At 69.0% G+C, this 15,467-nt stretch carries 16 protein-coding genes and 1 tRNA gene; 13 read left to right on the forward strand and 4 right to left on the reverse strand.

What is annotated here, in order from left to right:
- Positions 1-57: 57 nt before the first annotated feature.
- From AB0D57_RS03090 to AB0D57_RS03120, 7 genes are all read left to right on the forward strand, one after another.
- On the forward strand, positions 58-915 hold the full coding sequence (locus AB0D57_RS03090) for a hypothetical protein (protein WP_362066355.1): 858 nt from the start codon (positions 58-60) through the stop codon (positions 913-915).
- A 27-nt stretch (positions 916-942) separates the two neighbouring features.
- Positions 943-1,015: transfer RNA gene (locus tag AB0D57_RS03095), tRNA-Gln, on the forward strand.
- Between the two features lie 118 nt (positions 1,016-1,133).
- Positions 1,134-2,582: a bifunctional UDP-N-acetylglucosamine diphosphorylase/glucosamine-1-phosphate N-acetyltransferase GlmU gene (glmU, locus tag AB0D57_RS03100; RefSeq protein ID WP_362066357.1), complete on the forward strand. Its 1,449-nt coding sequence runs from the start codon at positions 1,134-1,136 to the stop codon at positions 2,580-2,582.
- A 180-nt stretch (positions 2,583-2,762) separates the two neighbouring features.
- A complete protein-coding gene (locus AB0D57_RS03105) occupies positions 2,763-3,737 on the forward strand; it encodes a ribose-phosphate diphosphokinase (protein ID WP_362066359.1) in 975 nt (324 codons plus the stop codon).
- Positions 3,738-3,941: 204 nt separating this feature from the next.
- Positions 3,942-4,523: a 50S ribosomal protein L25/general stress protein Ctc gene (locus tag AB0D57_RS03110; RefSeq protein ID WP_362066361.1), complete on the forward strand. Its 582-nt coding sequence runs from the start codon at positions 3,942-3,944 to the stop codon at positions 4,521-4,523.
- 207 nt (positions 4,524-4,730) lie between these two features.
- The gene (gene pth, locus AB0D57_RS03115; protein ID WP_362066363.1) at positions 4,731-5,345 is read left to right on the forward strand and encodes an aminoacyl-tRNA hydrolase; all 615 of its coding nucleotides are present in this window, start codon (positions 4,731-4,733) and stop codon (positions 5,343-5,345) included.
- Positions 5,346-5,438: 93 nt separating this feature from the next.
- Positions 5,439-5,945, forward strand: a complete 507-nt coding sequence (locus AB0D57_RS03120) for a hypothetical protein (protein ID WP_362066365.1) — start codon at positions 5,439-5,441, stop codon at positions 5,943-5,945.
- A gap of 51 nt (positions 5,946-5,996) precedes the next feature.
- Here the strand turns inward: AB0D57_RS03120 and ppc are convergent, their stop codons facing one another.
- A complete protein-coding gene (ppc, locus tag AB0D57_RS03125; RefSeq protein ID WP_362066367.1) occupies positions 5,997-8,729 on the reverse strand; it encodes a phosphoenolpyruvate carboxylase in 2,733 nt (910 codons plus the stop codon).
- Between the two features lie 377 nt (positions 8,730-9,106).
- Here ppc and AB0D57_RS03130 point away from each other — a divergent pair, with 377 nt between their 5' ends.
- Genes AB0D57_RS03130 through AB0D57_RS03145 form a run of 4 tightly spaced genes read left to right on the forward strand, consistent with a single transcriptional unit; the run spans position 9,107 to position 11,347 of the window.
- Positions 9,107-10,117: a fatty acid desaturase gene (locus AB0D57_RS03130; protein ID WP_362066370.1), complete on the forward strand. Its 1,011-nt coding sequence runs from the start codon at positions 9,107-9,109 to the stop codon at positions 10,115-10,117.
- Positions 10,114-10,794: a TetR/AcrR family transcriptional regulator gene (locus AB0D57_RS03135; RefSeq protein ID WP_362066372.1), complete on the forward strand. Its 681-nt coding sequence runs from the start codon at positions 10,114-10,116 to the stop codon at positions 10,792-10,794. The genes AB0D57_RS03130 and AB0D57_RS03135 overlap by 4 nt, the downstream gene beginning before the upstream one ends.
- 50 nt (positions 10,795-10,844) lie before the next feature.
- Positions 10,845-11,099 (forward strand): type II toxin-antitoxin system Phd/YefM family antitoxin, encoded by a 255-nt coding sequence (locus AB0D57_RS03140; protein WP_362066375.1) that lies wholly within the window; start codon positions 10,845-10,847, stop codon positions 11,097-11,099.
- The gene (locus AB0D57_RS03145; RefSeq protein WP_362066377.1) at positions 11,096-11,347 is read left to right on the forward strand and encodes a type II toxin-antitoxin system RelE/ParE family toxin; all 252 of its coding nucleotides are present in this window, start codon (positions 11,096-11,098) and stop codon (positions 11,345-11,347) included. Before AB0D57_RS03140 ends, AB0D57_RS03145 begins: the two co-directional genes overlap by 4 nt.
- 66 nt (positions 11,348-11,413) lie before the next feature.
- On the opposite strand, the gene AB0D57_RS03150 is transcribed toward AB0D57_RS03145, so the two are convergent.
- Entirely contained in the window at positions 11,414-12,223 is an 810-nt protein-coding gene (locus tag AB0D57_RS03150) for a trans-aconitate 2-methyltransferase (protein WP_362066379.1), read from the reverse strand.
- Between the two features lie 126 nt (positions 12,224-12,349).
- On the opposite strand from AB0D57_RS03150, the gene tamR reads away from it, so the two are divergent.
- The gene (gene tamR / locus AB0D57_RS03155; protein WP_362066381.1) at positions 12,350-12,847 is read left to right on the forward strand and encodes a MarR family transcriptional regulator TamR; all 498 of its coding nucleotides are present in this window, start codon (positions 12,350-12,352) and stop codon (positions 12,845-12,847) included.
- On the opposite strand, the gene AB0D57_RS03160 is transcribed toward tamR, so the two are convergent.
- Positions 12,806-13,573 (reverse strand): response regulator transcription factor, encoded by a 768-nt coding sequence (locus AB0D57_RS03160; RefSeq protein WP_362066383.1) that lies wholly within the window; start codon positions 13,571-13,573, stop codon positions 12,806-12,808. The two genes, tamR and AB0D57_RS03160, sit on opposite strands and share 42 nt — an antisense overlap.
- A gap of 268 nt (positions 13,574-13,841) precedes the next feature.
- Here AB0D57_RS03160 and AB0D57_RS03165 point away from each other — a divergent pair, with 268 nt between their 5' ends.
- Positions 13,842-14,285 (forward strand): N-acetyltransferase, encoded by a 444-nt coding sequence (locus AB0D57_RS03165; RefSeq protein WP_362066385.1) that lies wholly within the window; start codon positions 13,842-13,844, stop codon positions 14,283-14,285.
- 39 nt (positions 14,286-14,324) lie between these two features.
- Here AB0D57_RS03165 and galK read toward each other — a convergent pair whose 3' ends face one another.
- Complete coding sequence (galK, locus tag AB0D57_RS03170; protein ID WP_362066387.1) at positions 14,325-15,467, reverse strand: galactokinase; 1,143 nt, start codon at positions 15,465-15,467, stop codon at positions 14,325-14,327.

The following is a 15,467-nucleotide window of genomic DNA, read 5'->3' on the forward strand; positions in this document are numbered from 1 at the left end:
GTTGAATCGATCACCGTTCGACCCCGGAAGATCACATTCCGGGGTGACGGTATGCCTATGGCACATCCACAGAGCAAGTACGCGGATTTCGAGGGGCTGCGGGAGCGGGCGGTGGCGCTGCGGCGGGCGGGGCTGAGCCTTCGGCAGATCCGGGACGAGCTTCAGGTCCACAACAAGGAGATCCTTCAGCGCCTCGTCGAGGGCGAGCCGCCCCCGGAGTGGACAAAGCGCCCCCGCGCAAAGGACGACCTCCGCGAGAGGGCTCGCGAGCTACGCCGACAGGGCTGGACGTACAACCAGATCCAGGCGGAGTTGGACTGCTCCAAGAGTTCGGTATCGCTGTGGGTACGGGACCTGACCCACCCGGAACCCCGATGCACCCCGGAAGAACAGCGAGCGCGCATGAACGCGGGGCTGGCACGGCTACGCGCTTCCCAGGACCGCGAGCGCGAGGAAATCAAGCGGGCAGCAGCCGCAGCGGTCGGGGAACTCTCCGATCGCGAGCTGTTCCTCGTCGGCGTTGGCTTGTACTGGGCCGAGGGCGCCAAGGACAAGCCCTACAGCCGGCGAGAGCAAATCCTCTTCGTCAACAGCGACCCGGGGATGATCTCCGTGTTCCTCGCCTGGCTCGACCTCCTGCAAGTCGAACGGGACCGCCTGCGCTTCCGCGTGATGATCCACGAGTCCGCCGACGTGGCCGCCGCCGAGCATTACTGGGCGAATCACGTCGGGGCCGACAGCCACGCCTTCAACAAGACCACGCTCAAGAAGCACAACCCGAAGACGGTCCGCAAGAACGTCGGCGACGCCTACAGAGGCTGCCTCGTGATCTACGTTCTGCAGAGCGCGGAGTTGTACCGTCGCGTGGAAGGCGCTTGGTACGGCATAGTGTTGGGTGCCGACTCGGCGACCTGACCGAATGTCCGGTTTAGTCGAGTTTATTCCCCCATGGTGTAATCAGGCAGCACTGCGGTTTTTGGTACCGTATGTTCAGGTTCAAATCCTGATGGGGGAGCTGCTCACGTTCGGGCCCTGACAGCTCAGTCAGGGCCCGCTCTCATGCCCCCCCCTGGAACCCCCCGGTATCCTGCGGATGTCCACACCCCAGCCATCCGAAGCCGAAGGGCATACCCGTGAGCGCCAATCGCCCGGCAGCCGTCGTCGTACTCGCAGCGGGTGAGGGCACCCGTATGAAATCGGCCACACCCAAGGTCCTGCACGACATCTGCGGCCGCTCCCTCGTCGGCCATGTGCTCGCCGCCGCGCGCGAGTTGGAGCCCGAGAACCTGGTCGTCGTGGTGGGTCACGCCCGCGAGAAGGTCACCGCGCACCTCGCCGAGATCGACCCCGGCGTACGGACAGCCGTGCAGGCCGAGCAGAACGGGACCGGGCACGCCGTACGGATGGGCCTGGAGGAGCTGGGCGGGCGCGTCGACGGGACCGTCGTCGTGGTCTGCGGCGACACGCCGCTGCTCAGCGGCGAGACGCTCAAGCATCTCGCCGCCACCCACACCGCCGACGGCAACGCCGTCACCGTCCTCACCGCCGAGGTCCCGGACGCGACCGGGTACGGCCGTATCGTGCGGGACGCCACCAGCGGCGCGGTCACCGCGATCGTCGAGCACAAGGACGCCGACGAGACGCAGCGCGCGATCCGCGAGATCAACTCCGGGGTCTTCGCCTTCGACGGGCAACTGCTCTCCGACGCGCTCGGCAAGGTGCGTACGGACAACAGTCAGGGCGAGGAGTACCTCACGGACGTGCTGGGGATCCTGCGCGAGGCCGGGCATCGCGTGGGCGCCTCCGTCGCTGCCGACCACCGTGAGATCGCCGGCATCAACAACCGCGTGCAGCTCTCCGAGGCCCGTCGGATTCTGAACGACCGGCTGCTGAATCAGGCCATGCTCGCCGGCGTCACCGTCGTCGATCCGGCCACCACCTGGATCGACGTCGCCGTCAGCTTCGAGCAGGACGCGATCGTGCACCCGGGGACCCAGTTGCAGGGTGCCACGCACATCGGCGAGGGCGCCGAGGTCGGCCCCAACTCGCGGCTCAAGGACACGAAGGTCGGCGCCGGCGCCCGGATCGACAACACCGTCGCCGACAGCGCCGAGGTCGGCCCGCAGGCCAACGTCGGCCCGTACGCCTACCTCCGTCCCGGCACCCGCCTCGGTCTCAAGGCCAAGGTCGGCACGTACGTCGAGACGAAGAACGCGACGATCGGCGAGGGGACCAAGGTCCCGCATCTGTCCTACGTGGGAGACGCGACGATCGGCGAGTACTCCAACATCGGTGCCGCCAGCGTCTTCGTGAACTACGACGGACAGGACAAGCACCACACCACGGTCGGCTCGCACTGCCGTACCGGTTCGGACAACATGTTTGTGGCTCCTGTCACGATCGGGGACGGCGCGTACACCGCCGCGGGCTCGGTCATCACCAAGGACGTGCCGCCCGGTTCACTGGCCGTGGCCCGTGGCCAGCAGCGGAATATCGAGGGTTGGGTGGCCCGCAAGCGCCCGGGGAGCGCGGCCGCGAAGGCGGCGGAAGTGGCGTCCCGGGAACCGGAAGGCGAAGCCTGACCAAAAACAGGTGCGTCCGACACGGCGTACCGTGATAGATGCACACCCGCACCCCCAGCTGAGACGACCTCTCACAGCACGTTGCACGGCAGGCTGCGCAGCAAGTCAGCGCAGGCAGCCGCATGCGGCCGAGAGCGTCCTCTCGCACCCCAGCTGAGACACCTCTGAGGAGACAGTGCTGTGACCGGGATCAAGACGACCGGCGTGAAGAAGATGATGTTCTTCTCCGGCCGCGCCCACCCCGAGCTTGCCGAGGAGGTCGCCCACCAGCTGGGTGTCGGGGTCGTCCCGACGAAGGCCTTCGACTTCGCGAACGGCGAGATCTACATTCGCTACGAGGAGTCCGCCCGCGGCGCCGACTGCTTCCTGATGCAGAGCCACACGGCCCCGATCAACAAGTGGATCATGGAGCAGTTGATCATGATCGACGCTCTGAAGCGGGCCTCCGCGCGGAGCATCACCGTGATCGTGCCCTTCTACGGTTACGCGCGGCAGGACAAGAAGCACCGCGGACGTGAACCGATCTCGGCGCGTCTGATCGCCGACCTGATGAAGACGGCGGGCGCGGACCGCATCCTCACGGTCGACCTGCACACCGACCAGATCCAGGGCTTCTTCGACGGCCCGGTCGACCACCTCTTCGCCCTGCCCATCCTCGCGGACTACGTGGGTGCGAAGGTCGACAGGGCGAAGCTCACCGTCGTCTCCCCCGACGCCGGCCGCGTGCGCGTCGCCGACCGCTGGTGCGACCGTCTCGACGCCCCGCTCGCGATCGTGCACAAGCGCCGCGACAAGGACATCGCCAACCAGGTCACCGTCCACGAGGTCGTCGGTGATGTGAAGGGCCGCGTCTGTGTCCTGGTCGACGACATGATCGACACCGGTGGCACGATCTGCGCCGCCGCCGACGCCCTGTTCGCGCACGGCGCCGAGGACGTCATCGTCACCGCCACGCACGGTGTGCTCTCCGGCCCGGCCGCCGACCGTCTGAAGAACTCCAAGGTCAGCGAGTTCATCTTCACGAACAGCCTGCCGACCCCGGGCGAGCTGGAGCTCGACAAGATCACGGTGCTGTCGATCGCGCCGACGATCGCCAACGCGGTGCGCGAGGTCTTCGAGGACGGTTCGGTGACGAGCCTCTTCGAGGAGCACTAGGCACCGAGCAGTAGAGATCCTGCAGTAGAGATCCTTTTGGGTGTGGCCTTCCTGCCGAGTAGACTGCCCAAGTTGCTCGGCGAGGGAGGCCGTACCGCTTTAAGGAGCGTGTGCGGCGGTCCGTTATCGACGCGCTCTTCGTAGCAGGCCGATGGTTTTGGCCGGGTGACCACCTTCCCCAGAGTATTTCTACGAGGAGTGAACATGTCCGAGGTCAAGCTCGCCGCCGAGACCCGCACCGAGTTCGGCAAGGGTGCCGCCCGCCGCATCCGCCGTGACAGCAAGGTTCCCGCGGTCGTCTACGGCCACGGCTCGGAGCCCGTCCACATCACGCTGCCGGGCCACGAGCTGCAGCTCGCCCTGCGTACCCCGAACGTCCTGCTCACCCTGGACATCGAGGGCAAGACCCAGCTGGCCATCCCGAAGGCCGTGCAGCGCGACGCGATCAAGGGCTTCCTCGAGCACGTCGACCTGCTCCTCGTGAAGCGTGGCGAGAAGGTCAACGTCGAGGTCTACGTCCACACCGAGGGCGAGCTGGCCCCGGGTGCCTACCTGCTCGAGCACGTGCTGAGCACGCTGACCGTCGAGGCCGAGGCCACCCACATCCCCGAGTCGGTCACCGTCTCCATCGCGGGCCTCGAGGCCGGCGCCGCCATCCTCGCCAAGGACATCCCGCTCCCCGAGGGCACCACGCTGGCGATCGACGAGGACGCTGTCGTCCTCCAGGTCCTGGCCGCCCAGGCGGAGGAGGCCTCCACGGGCGAGGCCGAGACCACCGAGGCCTGATCCCTCACCGGGTCATCATTTGCGCGCCGCCGCTCCCGGGGGAGCGGCGGCTGCTGCTGTACTGCTGTGCTGTCCTATCCTGCGCGTATCAAGGACACGTGACTCCTCCCCCTCGTGAACGAGGCGGCTTCTCACTCGACCCCACGGGTCTCATGACGGCCAAGCCCTGACCGCTGCCGAGGCAGACGAAAAGCGTACTACGCAGAGATGGGAGACACGGGCGTGACGACTACCGACGCAGCCGCCCCCTGGCTGATCGTGGGCCTCGGCAATCCCGGCCCCGAGTACGCCATGAACCGGCACAACGTGGGCTTCATGGTCGCCGACCTGCTGGCGGAGCGGATCGGCGGCAAGTTCAAGCGGGCCGGGAAGGCGCAGGCGCAGGTGATCGAGGGACGCATCGGCCCGCCCGGTCCGGCGAACCGCCGCGTGATCCTGGCCAAGCCGATGTCGTACATGAACCTGTCCGGCGGCCCGGTGACCGCGCTGCGGGACTTCTACAAGGTGCCGACGGCGAACATCGTCGCGATCCACGACGAGCTGGACATCGACTACGGCGTGCTGCGTCTGAAGCTCGGCGGTGGCGACAACGGGCACAACGGGCTCAAGTCGATGACGAAGGCGATGGGCCCGGACTACCACCGGGTGCGCTTCGGTATCGGGCGCCCTCCGGGGCGTATGCAGGTCGCCGACTTCGTGCTCAAGGACTTCGCGTCGGCGGAGCGCAAGGAGCTGAACTACTTCGTGGACCGGGCGTCGGACGCCGTGGAGTGCCTCGTCATCGAGGGACTGGAGCGGGCGCAGGGCACGTACAACTCATAGGCGGTCGATGTACTCGTACAACTGCCGACTTGTCCCCCGCCGGAACCTGCCCGGGGTTGACCGGGCGTACGGCCATGGCCAATGATCCCCGCCATGCCTGCCACCGGTTCCCGTCGTGCCTCCCCCAAGAGCGCCAAGAGCACGCGCACGGCGCTGCGGTTCGGGCGGCTCGCGGCGATGGGTGCGGTCGTGGTGCTGATCCTGATCGCGGGTGTCTGGGGTTCCTGGGGCACCGCCCAGCACGTGATGCTGAGCAAGGGCCGGGAGCAGGGGACGATGACCGTGCGGGCGTGCTCCGGTGACATCTGCACGGGGCCGTACGCGCCGACCTCGGAGGGTTCGCGGGCGCGGGCCCGGGTCACCATCGAGGAGCCGGTCGCGGTGAAGAAGGGGCAGACGTACACGGTCGCCGTGAAGCCCGGCAGCAGTGACGTCGTCCGCACCGGCCCCGCCGGGGTCCTCTATGCCTGGGTTCCCCTCGGCGGCGCCCTGTTGCTCGCCTCGGTGGTGGTCGCGGGCGGCCTGCGGCTCACGCGGGCGGCGTGGGTGCTGGCGGGGGCGGGGATCGCCCTGCTGACGGCGACGTTCGTGGCCTTGTGACCTGCAAGAAGCGAAGGCGCCCCCGGGCAACGGGGGCGCCTTCGCACCTGCTCAGCCGGTGTTGCGCAGTCCCGCCGCCACACCGTTGACCGTCAGGAGCAGCGCGCGCGACAGCAGCGGGTCGGGCTCCGCACCGGCGGCCGCCTCGTCGCGCTGGCGCTTGAGCAGCGCGACCTGGAGGTAGGAGATCGGGTCCAGGTAGGCGTCGCGGATCGAGAAGGTCTGCTGGAGCACGGGGTTGGTGTCCAGGAGCTTCTCGCCGCCCGTGACCCGCAGCACCTCACGGACGGTCAGCTCGTGCTCGGCGCGGATCGTGTCGAACACGTGCTTGAGCTCGTCCGGGACGAGGGTGTCGACGTAGTGGGTGGCGATCCGCAGGTCCGTCTTGGCCAGCGTCATCTCGACGTTGGAGAGGAAGTTGCGGAAGAAGTGCCACTGTTCGTGCATCTCGTCGAGCACGGTGTCGAGACCGGCTTCGCGCAGCGCCTTGAGGCCGGAGCCGACGCCGAACCAGCCGGGCACGATCTGCCGCGACTGGGTCCAGCCGAACACCCACGGGATGGCCCGCAGTCCGTCCAGGCCGGCGCCGGAGTCGGGGCGGCGCGAAGGCCGCGAGCCCAGGTGCAGGTCGGCGAGCTGGTCCACGGGGGTGGCGGCGAAGAAGTACGCCGGGAGGTCCGGGTCCTCGACCAGTCGGCGGTAGGTGGAGTGCGCCGCGTCGGACACCAGGTCCATCGCCGCGTCCCAGCGGGCCAGCGCCTCGTCGGACTGGCGCGGGGAGGTGTGCAGGGCGGATGCCTGGAGCGTGGCGGCGACCGTGAGCTCGAGGTTCTCCCTGGCCAGCGAGGGCACCAGGTACTTGTCGGAGATGACCTCGCCCTGCTCGGTCACCTTGATCTCGCCCTCCAGCGTGCCCCAGGGCTGCGCGAGGATCGCGTCGTGGGAGGGGCCGCCGCCGCGGCCGACCGTGCCGCCGCGGCCGTGGAAGAGCCTGAGGCGTACGCCGTAGCGGTGGGCGACGTCGCGCAGGCGCCGCTGGGCGCGGTGGATCTCCCACTGCGAGGTGGTGATGCCGCCGAACTTGGAGGAGTCGGAGTAGCCGAGCATGACCTCCTGGACGTCCCCGCGCAGCGCCACGAGCCGCCGGTAGGAGGGGTCGGAGAGCATGTCCTCCAGGATGGTGTCGGCGGCCTTGAGCTCGTCCGTCGTTTCCAGGAGCGGCACGATGCCGATCTTCGCCCAGCCGCCGTGCAGGTCGAGCAGCCCGGCCTCGCGGGCGAGGACGGCGGCGGCGAACACGTCGTCGGCGCCCTGGCACATCGAGATGATGTAGGACTCGATGACCTCGGGTCCGAAGACCTCCAGGGCCCGCTTGACCGTCTGGAAGACGCCGATGGTCTTCTCGCCGGCGGCGTCGACCGGTGCCGGGGACGGGGCCAGCGGCCGGCGGGAGCGCAGTTCCTTGGCGAGGAGCTTGGCGCGGTAGTCGCGGGGCATGTCGGCGTAGCACCACGACTCCTCGCCGAGGCGGTCGAACAGCTGGCCGAGGGCGTGGTGGTGGGCGTCCGCGTGTTCGCGTACGTCCATGGTGGCGAGCTGCAGGCCGAAAGCGGCGAGCGTACGGATCGTACGGTTCATGCGGCCGTCGGCGAACAGGGCGCCGCGGTGTGCGCGCAGCGAGGTCTGGATCAGGGTGAGGTCGCGCAGGAGTTCGGCGGTGCCGAGGTAGTCGCGGCCGGGCTCGTACGGGGTGCCCTTGGCGAGGCGCTGCTTGGTGTTCTCCAGCTTCTGCCGGATCGCCGTCGCCTTCAGCCGGTAGGGCTCCTCGGCGTTGAGTCGCTTGTAGCGGGGGCTGATCTCGGGGAGGCGCTCCAGGTCGGTCCGGAGGGAGTCGAGGAGTTCTTCGGTGGCGCCGGTGTAGCGGATCGAGTTCGACAGGAAGCCGCGCAGTTCGTCGATGAGGTCGAGCGCGTCGTTGATGCCGTGCTCGTGCTGGAGGATCAGGACGTCCCAGGTGACGGCCGGGGTGACGTTCGGGTTGCCGTCGCGGTCGCCGCCGATCCAGGTGCCGAAGGTGAGCGGCCGGGTCCCTTCGGGCAGCGTCACGCCGACGCGCTCCAGCTCGGCGGTGAGGTCCTCGAGTACGTCCCCGACCGCGCCGGCGTGCAGCTCGTCCAGGTAGTAGATGGCGTTGCGGGCCTCGTCGGCGGGCTCGGGGCGTACGACCCGCAGCTCGTCGGTCTGCCACACGAGGTCGATGTTCTCGGCCAGCCGGGTGTCGTAGCGGCGGCGGTCGGACTCGATGACCGGGGTCTCCAGCAGCGCGGCGATGCGGCGCAGCTTGTTGAGGACCGAGCGGCGGGCGGCCTCCGTCGGGTGCGCCGTGAACACCGGGCGCACATTGAGGTTCTTGACCGTCTCGCGCAGATGCTCGGGGTCGGCGTCCTTGAGCCGGTCGGCCGTACGGGCGAGGAGTCCGCCCTCGGCGGCCCGCTTGGCGCGCAGTTCGCGGCCGCGGTGCACCTGCTCGGTGACATTCGCCAGATGGAAGTACGTGGAGAAGGCGCGGACCAGCTTGGCCGCGGTCTCCAGCTCTGTGCCGCGCAGCAGCTCGGCGGCGGCCTCACCGTCCTCGCGGGTCAGGCGGCGGACCTTCTCGACCAGTTCCAGAAGCTCGGGTCCCTCCTGTCGAACGAGGGTCTCACCCAGCAGATCACCCAGGCGCCTGATGTCGGCGCGCAGCTCGCTGCTGGTCGTCGTGGTCTGGTCGTCGGCACTGCTCACAGGTGCGGCTCCTTGCAGTGTTGAAGCTCGTCTGAAGAGTGTGGAAGCTCGTCTGAAGCTCTTCTGGGAGGGAACCCGGGTGGCGACCGCGCGGCGGGTGCCGCTTAGGGACGTGGCATCCGGGAAGAAAACAGAACGGACCGCGCTGTCCGACCGACTCCAAGGATAGGTCTCCGTGTGGACGCGCAGGCTCACGGGCTCTTGCCGCCCAGCAACGCGCTGCCATACTTACGATGCCGTAGGTTACGGAAGCGTAGGGTCTCCCTTCGGACACCGGGAGGACCCTGGGACCGACATCCGGCCCTCGTCTCCCCTTCGCTTCGCTCCGCTTCACTTGTCTCCGCCTCTCCCCACCCTCGAACCCACAGGGGACGCCCATGCCCACGAGCTCCGATGTGATCGACGATGCCCCGCAGGCGAACAACGCCGCCTCTCTCCCCTCCGCCACCCTGGGCGGCGAGAAGAAGGGGTCACTCGAACAGGTCACGCTTCTCCTCTTTATCGCCGTCCCGTTCCTCGCCCTGCTCGCGGCGGTGCCGCTGGCCTGGGGCTGGGGTGTGAGCTGGCTGGACATCGGCCTGCTGGTGTTCTTCTACTACCTGGGTTGCCACGGCGTCACGATCGGCTACCACCGCTACTTCACGCACGGGTCCTTCAAGGCGAAACGCCCGCTGCGGATCGCGGTCGCGATCGCGGGGTCGATGGCCGTCGAGGGCCCCCTGGTCCGCTGGGTCGCCGACCACCGCAAGCACCACAAGTTCTCCGACGCGGAGGGCGACCCGCATTCGCCGTGGCGTTACGGCGAGACGGTTCCGGCGCTGATGAAGGGCCTGTGGTGGGCCCACATCGGCTGGATGTTCGACGAGGAGCGGACGTCGCAGGAGAAGTACGCCCCCGATCTGATCAAGGATCCGGTGATCCGCGCGATCTCCCGCCACTTCATCTACTGGACCATGCTGTCGCTCGCCCTCCCGGCGCTGATCGGCGGTCTGGTGACGATGTCCTGGTGGGGTGCGTTCACCGGTTTCTTCTGGGGCTCACTCGTTCGAGTGGCGCTGCTCCATCACGTCACCTGGTCGATCAACTCGATCTGTCACGCGGTGGGCAAGCGTCCCTTCAAGTCGCGCGACCGCTCGGGCAACGTGTGGTGGCTGGCTGTGCTGTCCTGTGGTGAGTCCTGGCACAACCTGCACCACGCCGACCCGACCTCGGCGCGGCACGGCGTGGAGCGCGGCCAGATCGACTCCTCGGCCCGGATCATCCGCTGGTGCGAGCAGCTCGGCTGGGCGTACGACGTGCGCTGGCCGTCACGCTCGCGTATCGATTCCCGTCGCAACACGGACGGGTCGGACTCCCGCCGCAAGACGGAAACCGCTGACGCGGCATGATTGACAGCGTGGCGACCGACTCCAGTAGCACCCCGAGCAGCAGTGAAAAGCCGCGGCGTGCGCGCCGCACCCGCATGACCGGCGCCGAGCGCCGTCAGCAGCTGCTGGAGATCGGCCGCACCCTGTTCGCGGCCAAGGGCTTCGAGGGCACGTCGGTGGAGGAGATCGCGGCGAAGGCCGGGGTCTCCAAGCCGGTGGTCTACGAGCACTTCGGCGGCAAGGAGGGCCTGTACGCGGTGGTGGTGGACCGCGAGATGCGGCGCCTGCTGGACATGGTGACCAGCTCCCTCACCGCCGGGCACCCCCGCGAGCTGTGCGAGCAGGCCGCGTTCGCTCTCCTGGACTACATCGAGGAGTACACGGACGGCTTCCGCATCCTGGTCCGCGACTCCCCCATCCCCCAGTCGACGGGTTCCTTCGCGTCTCTCATCTCGGACATCGCCACCCAGGTGGAGGACATCCTGGGCCGCGAGTTCAAGAGCCGCGGCTTCGACCCGAAGCTGGCCCCGCTGTACGCCCAGGCCCTGGTCGGCATGGTCGCTCTGACCGGCCAGTGGTGGCTCGACGTCCGCAAGCCCCGCAAGGCGGAGGTCGCGGCGCATCTGGTGAATCTGGCGTGGCACGGGCTGGACGGGCTGGAGGCGAAGCCGCACTTGATAGGGCGCCGGAAGAGCTGAATCAGTGGACGCAATAGACGCAAAGGTTCACCTTGTGGAACCATGTGTCCATGACTGAGATTGCGATCAGCGCGGCCCGCTCCCAGCTCGGTGACCTGGTCCGCCGCGCGGCCCACGGCCGCGAGACCATCGCCCTCACCGACCACGGGCACGTGGCGGCGCTTCTCGTATCTCCGCACGTGATAGAGGATCTCGAGGACGCCCTCGTATTCGCCGATTACCAGCGGCGCAAGGCGGAGGGCACGCTTGAGCCCGGCATCCCCATGGACGAGGTGCGCAGGCGACTGGGGCTCGAGCAACAGTGACCTACGAGATCATCTTTGAGCCGCACGCCCTCGACTCTGCGGCCCGGTTCCTTCGGGAGGACCCAAGCGGCCTCGCGCTGGTCCTGGACACCATCGACAAGCTGGCCACCGATCCTCGCCCGGCAGGTTCGACTCCGTACGGATCAGCCGACCTCCGCCGCCTGCGCATCGGTGACTACCGAGTTCTGTATGTCATCGACAACGACGTGATCCACATCCTCGTCACTCACCTGGGCCGTACACCCTGAGGACCGGTTCCAACTACCGGGCAGGGTGGCGAGTCGGACATGGTCGACGGCGCTGAGCATCGGGTCTCAGGCCCCCTTCCGTGCCACGGCGAACAGTCGGCGAAACGGCAGCACCGTGCCGTACGGGGCCGCCGGATAGGCGTCCCGGAGCAGGTCCCGGTACTCGGTCACGAAGGCGTCCCGGGCCTCCGGCTCGTCCGCCAGCGCGGTGAGGGCGGGGCGCAGGCCGGTGCCCTTCACCCAGTCCAGCACCGGGTCCTCGCCCGCCAGGACCTGCAGGTACGTCGTCTCCCAGACGTCCACCGCGCAGCCGAGGCGGGTCAGCCGGTCCAGGTAGACGAGCGGGTCGTGGACGGAGTCCTCGCGCCGCAGGACGTCGCCGAGGAGGTCCTTCCAGCGGGCGGAGGCGGCGAGTTCGCGCATCAGGGCGTGCAGGGGTGCGTCGATGTTGTGGGGGACCTGGAAGGCGAAGGTGCCGCCGGGGGCGAGCGCGTCGAGCCAGCGGGGGAAGGCGTCCAGGTGGCCCGGCACCCACTGGAGCGCCGCGTTCGAGACGATCAGGTCGTACGTCTCCGGGGGCACCCAGTTCGTGAGGTCGGCGTGGGCGAAGTCGAGCCGGCCACCGCCCGGCGTGCGACCCTCGTGCTCCTCGGTCCTGGCGAGCATCTCCGGGGAGTTGTCGTAGCCGGTGATGTGGGCGGTGGGCCAGCGTTCGGCGAGCCGGACGGTGACGTTTCCGGGGCCGCAGCCGAGGTCGGCGATGCGGGCCAGGTCCGCGGGCAGGGCCGGGACGCGGGAGAGGAGGTCGGCGAAGGGGCGGGCGCGGTGGTCCGCGTGGCGCAGGTACTGGTTCGGGTCCCAGGTGGGCGTGGACATGGGTGGGCCTCCTCGCGTTCACACATTCACATCTGAACGCCTCCACAGTCACACCCGCATTATCTCGACGTCAAGAGACTCCACATCAAGAGACTTCACGTCGACACAACCATTACACTGATCGTCATGGAGGACGAGGTCGATCGGCTGGTCGCAGCATGGCGCCGGGAGCGCCCCGACCTCGACGTGGAACCGCTCGAGGTGCTCAGTCGCGTGAGCAGGCTGGCCCGGCATCTGGACCGCGCCCGTCGGCTGGCGTTCTCAGAACACAGCCTGGAGCCCTGGGAGTTCGACGTCCTGACCGCGCTGCGGCGCGCGGGATCGCCGTATCAGCTCTCGCCCGGCCAACTGCTCACGCAGACGCTCGTCACCTCCGGCACGATGACCAACCGCATCGACCGGCTGACGAAGAAGGGTCTGGTGGAGCGCCTCCCCGACCCGAGCGACCGTCGCGGCGTGCTCGTCCGCCTCACCGACGAGGGCCGCGACCGCGCCGACCAGGCACTGGCCGGACTCCTCGAACAGGAGCGCGCGATCCTGGCAGAGCTCAGCGGCGCCCAGCGCGCGGAACTGGCGGCGCTGCTACGCCAGTTGACCGCCCCGTTCGACAACATCCCCGGCTAGGTCGACGGGCCCGACCCCGGCCCGGCGCGCAAGGGCGACGGCGGCGAGAGTGGAATGCACGCCCAACTTCCCCAGGACGTTCTGCATATGCGTGCGGACGGTGTGCGGGGAGAGGAACAACCGCTCGGCCACGGCCTTCCTTCCCAGCCCCGCGACCATGCACCGCAGCACTTCCCGCTCCCGGGGCGTGAGCGACTCGACGAGCCGCTCGCTCTCGGTGCGGTGCTTGCGCGCGGCGGTGAGTTCCCTGAGGACCCCCGTGAGCAGGGCGGGCGGCAGATGTGTCTCGTCGCGCAGCACACCTCGTATGACGGTGAGGAGTCGCGAGAGGGAGCAGTCCTTGGCGACCCACCCCGAGGCACCGGCCTGCAGGGCGAGGGCCGCCCGTCGCGGATCGTCCTTCTCGGCGAGGACCACGGTGCGGACGCTCGACTGACCGGCGCGGACGCCCGCGACCAGTGAGATCCCGTCGACGAGCCCGTCCTCATTGCCCTCCCGGACAGGTACGGCGGGCCGGGCGCCGGGCAGATTTCCGCCCAGGTCGGCGTCCACGAGCAGCACGTCGAATCTGCGGCCCTCCGCTGCCGCCCGGTCCAGGCAGCGCAGCGCGGCGGGGCCACTGCCGGCCGCGGACACATCGACGTCGGGCTCGGCGGCAAGGGCCGCGGCGAGCGACTCGGCGAAGATGCGGTGATCGTCGACGACCAGGACACGAATGCGAACCACTGAAACCCCCACTGGTCGGGGGACGACCGGCGCAGGTACGACACCCGAAGTGTTCCGAGCCCGAACTCCGGGCCGGGAAACGGGGTACCGCAGCCGCACGGCCGCCGCCGTACCGGAACTGCTACCCCCACTTCGGGCGTCGTACCCGACTGTCTCGCCCCCTGATCAGCACCGGCCCCCACCGGCGCTGTTCACAGAGTAAGGCCGGGGGCCGGGAGGGGAAGGCAATTTGCAGAACTGATTGGCCAGCACGTTTAAGGTGAGACGTATGTTTCGTATGGAGACAGGAGTCGACAAAGAACGGCGTGAACTGCTCCGCCGACGGCTGCTCGACACCAACACACAGGCATCTCCGGTCCTCCGTGCCCTGCGGGGAAGCCCTGGTGAACGGGAACTTCCGCTCCACATCTGGCTCTTGGACGCCACCGGCGCCCTCGCGGGCGGACTGGTCGGGCACACCTGGACGACGTGGCTGCACGTGACGTATCTGTGGGTCGACGAGCGGCACCGGGGCGCGGGGCTCGGCTCCCGGCTGCTGGCCGAGGGGGAGCGCGTGGCGCGTGAGGAGCGCGGCTGCACGGGCTCCCGCCTGGAGACATGGGACTTCCAGGCGCCCGAGTTCTACAAGAAGCAGGGGTATGAGGTCGTGTGCGTGATCCCCGACTATCCGCCGGGGATCACCGAGTACACATTGACCAAATATCTGCGCTGAATCTCTGGGCGCGGGTGGATGGGGTCTGATCCCGGGGGTTCAGCTCACCCGTCGCGCCCCCGCCGAAGGCACCGCCGGGAAGACCCGGGGTGCCGTGTAGCCCGCGGCGGCGAAGGCCTCTGTCACGGCCTTGGTGATCGTGTCCACGTCGGCGGACTCGGCCAGCACGATCGCCGAGCCGCCGAAGCCGCCGCCCGTCATGCGGGCGCCCAGGGCGCCGGCGGTGTTGGCGGTGGCGACGACCAGGTCCAGCTCGTCGCAGGAGATGCGCAGGTCGTCGCGGAGGGAGGCGTGCCCGTCCGTCAGTACGGGGCCGATCGCCCGGACGTCACCGGCGTCCAGCAGCGCGATGACGCGCTCCACCCGGTGATCGTCCGAGACGACATGGCGTACGTAACGGCGTACGCGCTCGTCGTCGAGGCGTGCGAGGGCCGCGTCGAGCTCGTCGTACGCGACATCCCGCAGGTGCGAGACGCCGAGCAACCGTGCGCCCTCCTCGCACCCTTCGCGCCGCTCGGCGTACTCGCCGTCGCCCAGCGCGTGCTTGACGCGGCTGTCGACGACCAGCAACTCCAGCCCGTGGGAGGCCAGGTCGAAGGGGACCTGGCGGATGGACAGGTCGCGGCAGTCGAGGTGCAGGGCCTGCCCCTCGACGCAGCACGCCGACGCCGTCTGGTCCATGATTCCGCAGGGCACCCCGACGAAGTCGTTCTCGGCGTGCTGCGCGAGCCGGGCCAACTCGGGCCGGGTGAGGCCGAGTTCGTACAGATCGTTGAGGGCGAGCGCCATCACGACCTCGAGGGCGGCGGAAGAGGACAGGCCCGCGCCCGTCGGCACGGTCGACGCGAGATGCACGTCGGCACCGGTGATCGTGTGCCCCGCCTCGCGCAGCGCCCAGACGACACCCGCCGGGTACGCGGCCCAGCTGGTGTTCGTCAGCGGCGCCAGCTCGTCGACATGCAGCTCGACGACCGGCCCCTCGATGTCGGCCGAGTGCAGCCGCAGCACGCCGTCATCCCGGCGGGACACCGCCGCGACCGCCGTGTGCGGCAGGGCGAGCGGCATCACGAACCCCTCGTTGAAGTCCGTGTACTCGCCGATCAGGTTGACCCGGCCGGGCGCCGCCCAGACGCCCTCCGGCTCCACCCCGTACAGCTCTTCGAAGCCCTCGCGTACGCCCAC

Origin of the sequence: Streptomyces sp. NPDC048275, assembly GCF_040652275.1 — a bacterium.
Lineage (GTDB): Bacteria > Actinomycetota > Actinomycetes > Streptomycetales > Streptomycetaceae > Streptomyces.

Coding starts and splice junctions, on each gene's coding strand:
- AB0D57_RS03150 (WP_362066379.1), bottom strand. CDS start 12,223: ATGTCCACGCCCACCTGGGACCCGAACCAGTACCTGCGCCACGCGGAC.
- tamR (WP_362066381.1), top strand. CDS start 12,350: ATGGAGGACGAGGTCGATCGGCTGGTCGCAGCATGGCGCCGGGAGCGC.
- AB0D57_RS03135 (WP_362066372.1), top strand. CDS start 10,114: ATGATTGACAGCGTGGCGACCGACTCCAGTAGCACCCCGAGCAGCAGT.
- pth (WP_362066363.1), top strand. CDS start 4,731: ATGGGAGACACGGGCGTGACGACTACCGACGCAGCCGCCCCCTGGCTG.
- AB0D57_RS03130 (WP_362066370.1), top strand. CDS start 9,107: ATGCCCACGAGCTCCGATGTGATCGACGATGCCCCGCAGGCGAACAAC.
- AB0D57_RS03120 (WP_362066365.1), top strand. CDS start 5,439: ATGCCTGCCACCGGTTCCCGTCGTGCCTCCCCCAAGAGCGCCAAGAGC.
- AB0D57_RS03090 (WP_362066355.1), top strand. CDS start 58: ATGGCACATCCACAGAGCAAGTACGCGGATTTCGAGGGGCTGCGGGAG.
- AB0D57_RS03165 (WP_362066385.1), top strand. CDS start 13,842: ATGTTTCGTATGGAGACAGGAGTCGACAAAGAACGGCGTGAACTGCTC.
- AB0D57_RS03110 (WP_362066361.1), top strand. CDS start 3,942: ATGTCCGAGGTCAAGCTCGCCGCCGAGACCCGCACCGAGTTCGGCAAG.
- AB0D57_RS03140 (WP_362066375.1), top strand. CDS start 10,845: ATGACTGAGATTGCGATCAGCGCGGCCCGCTCCCAGCTCGGTGACCTG.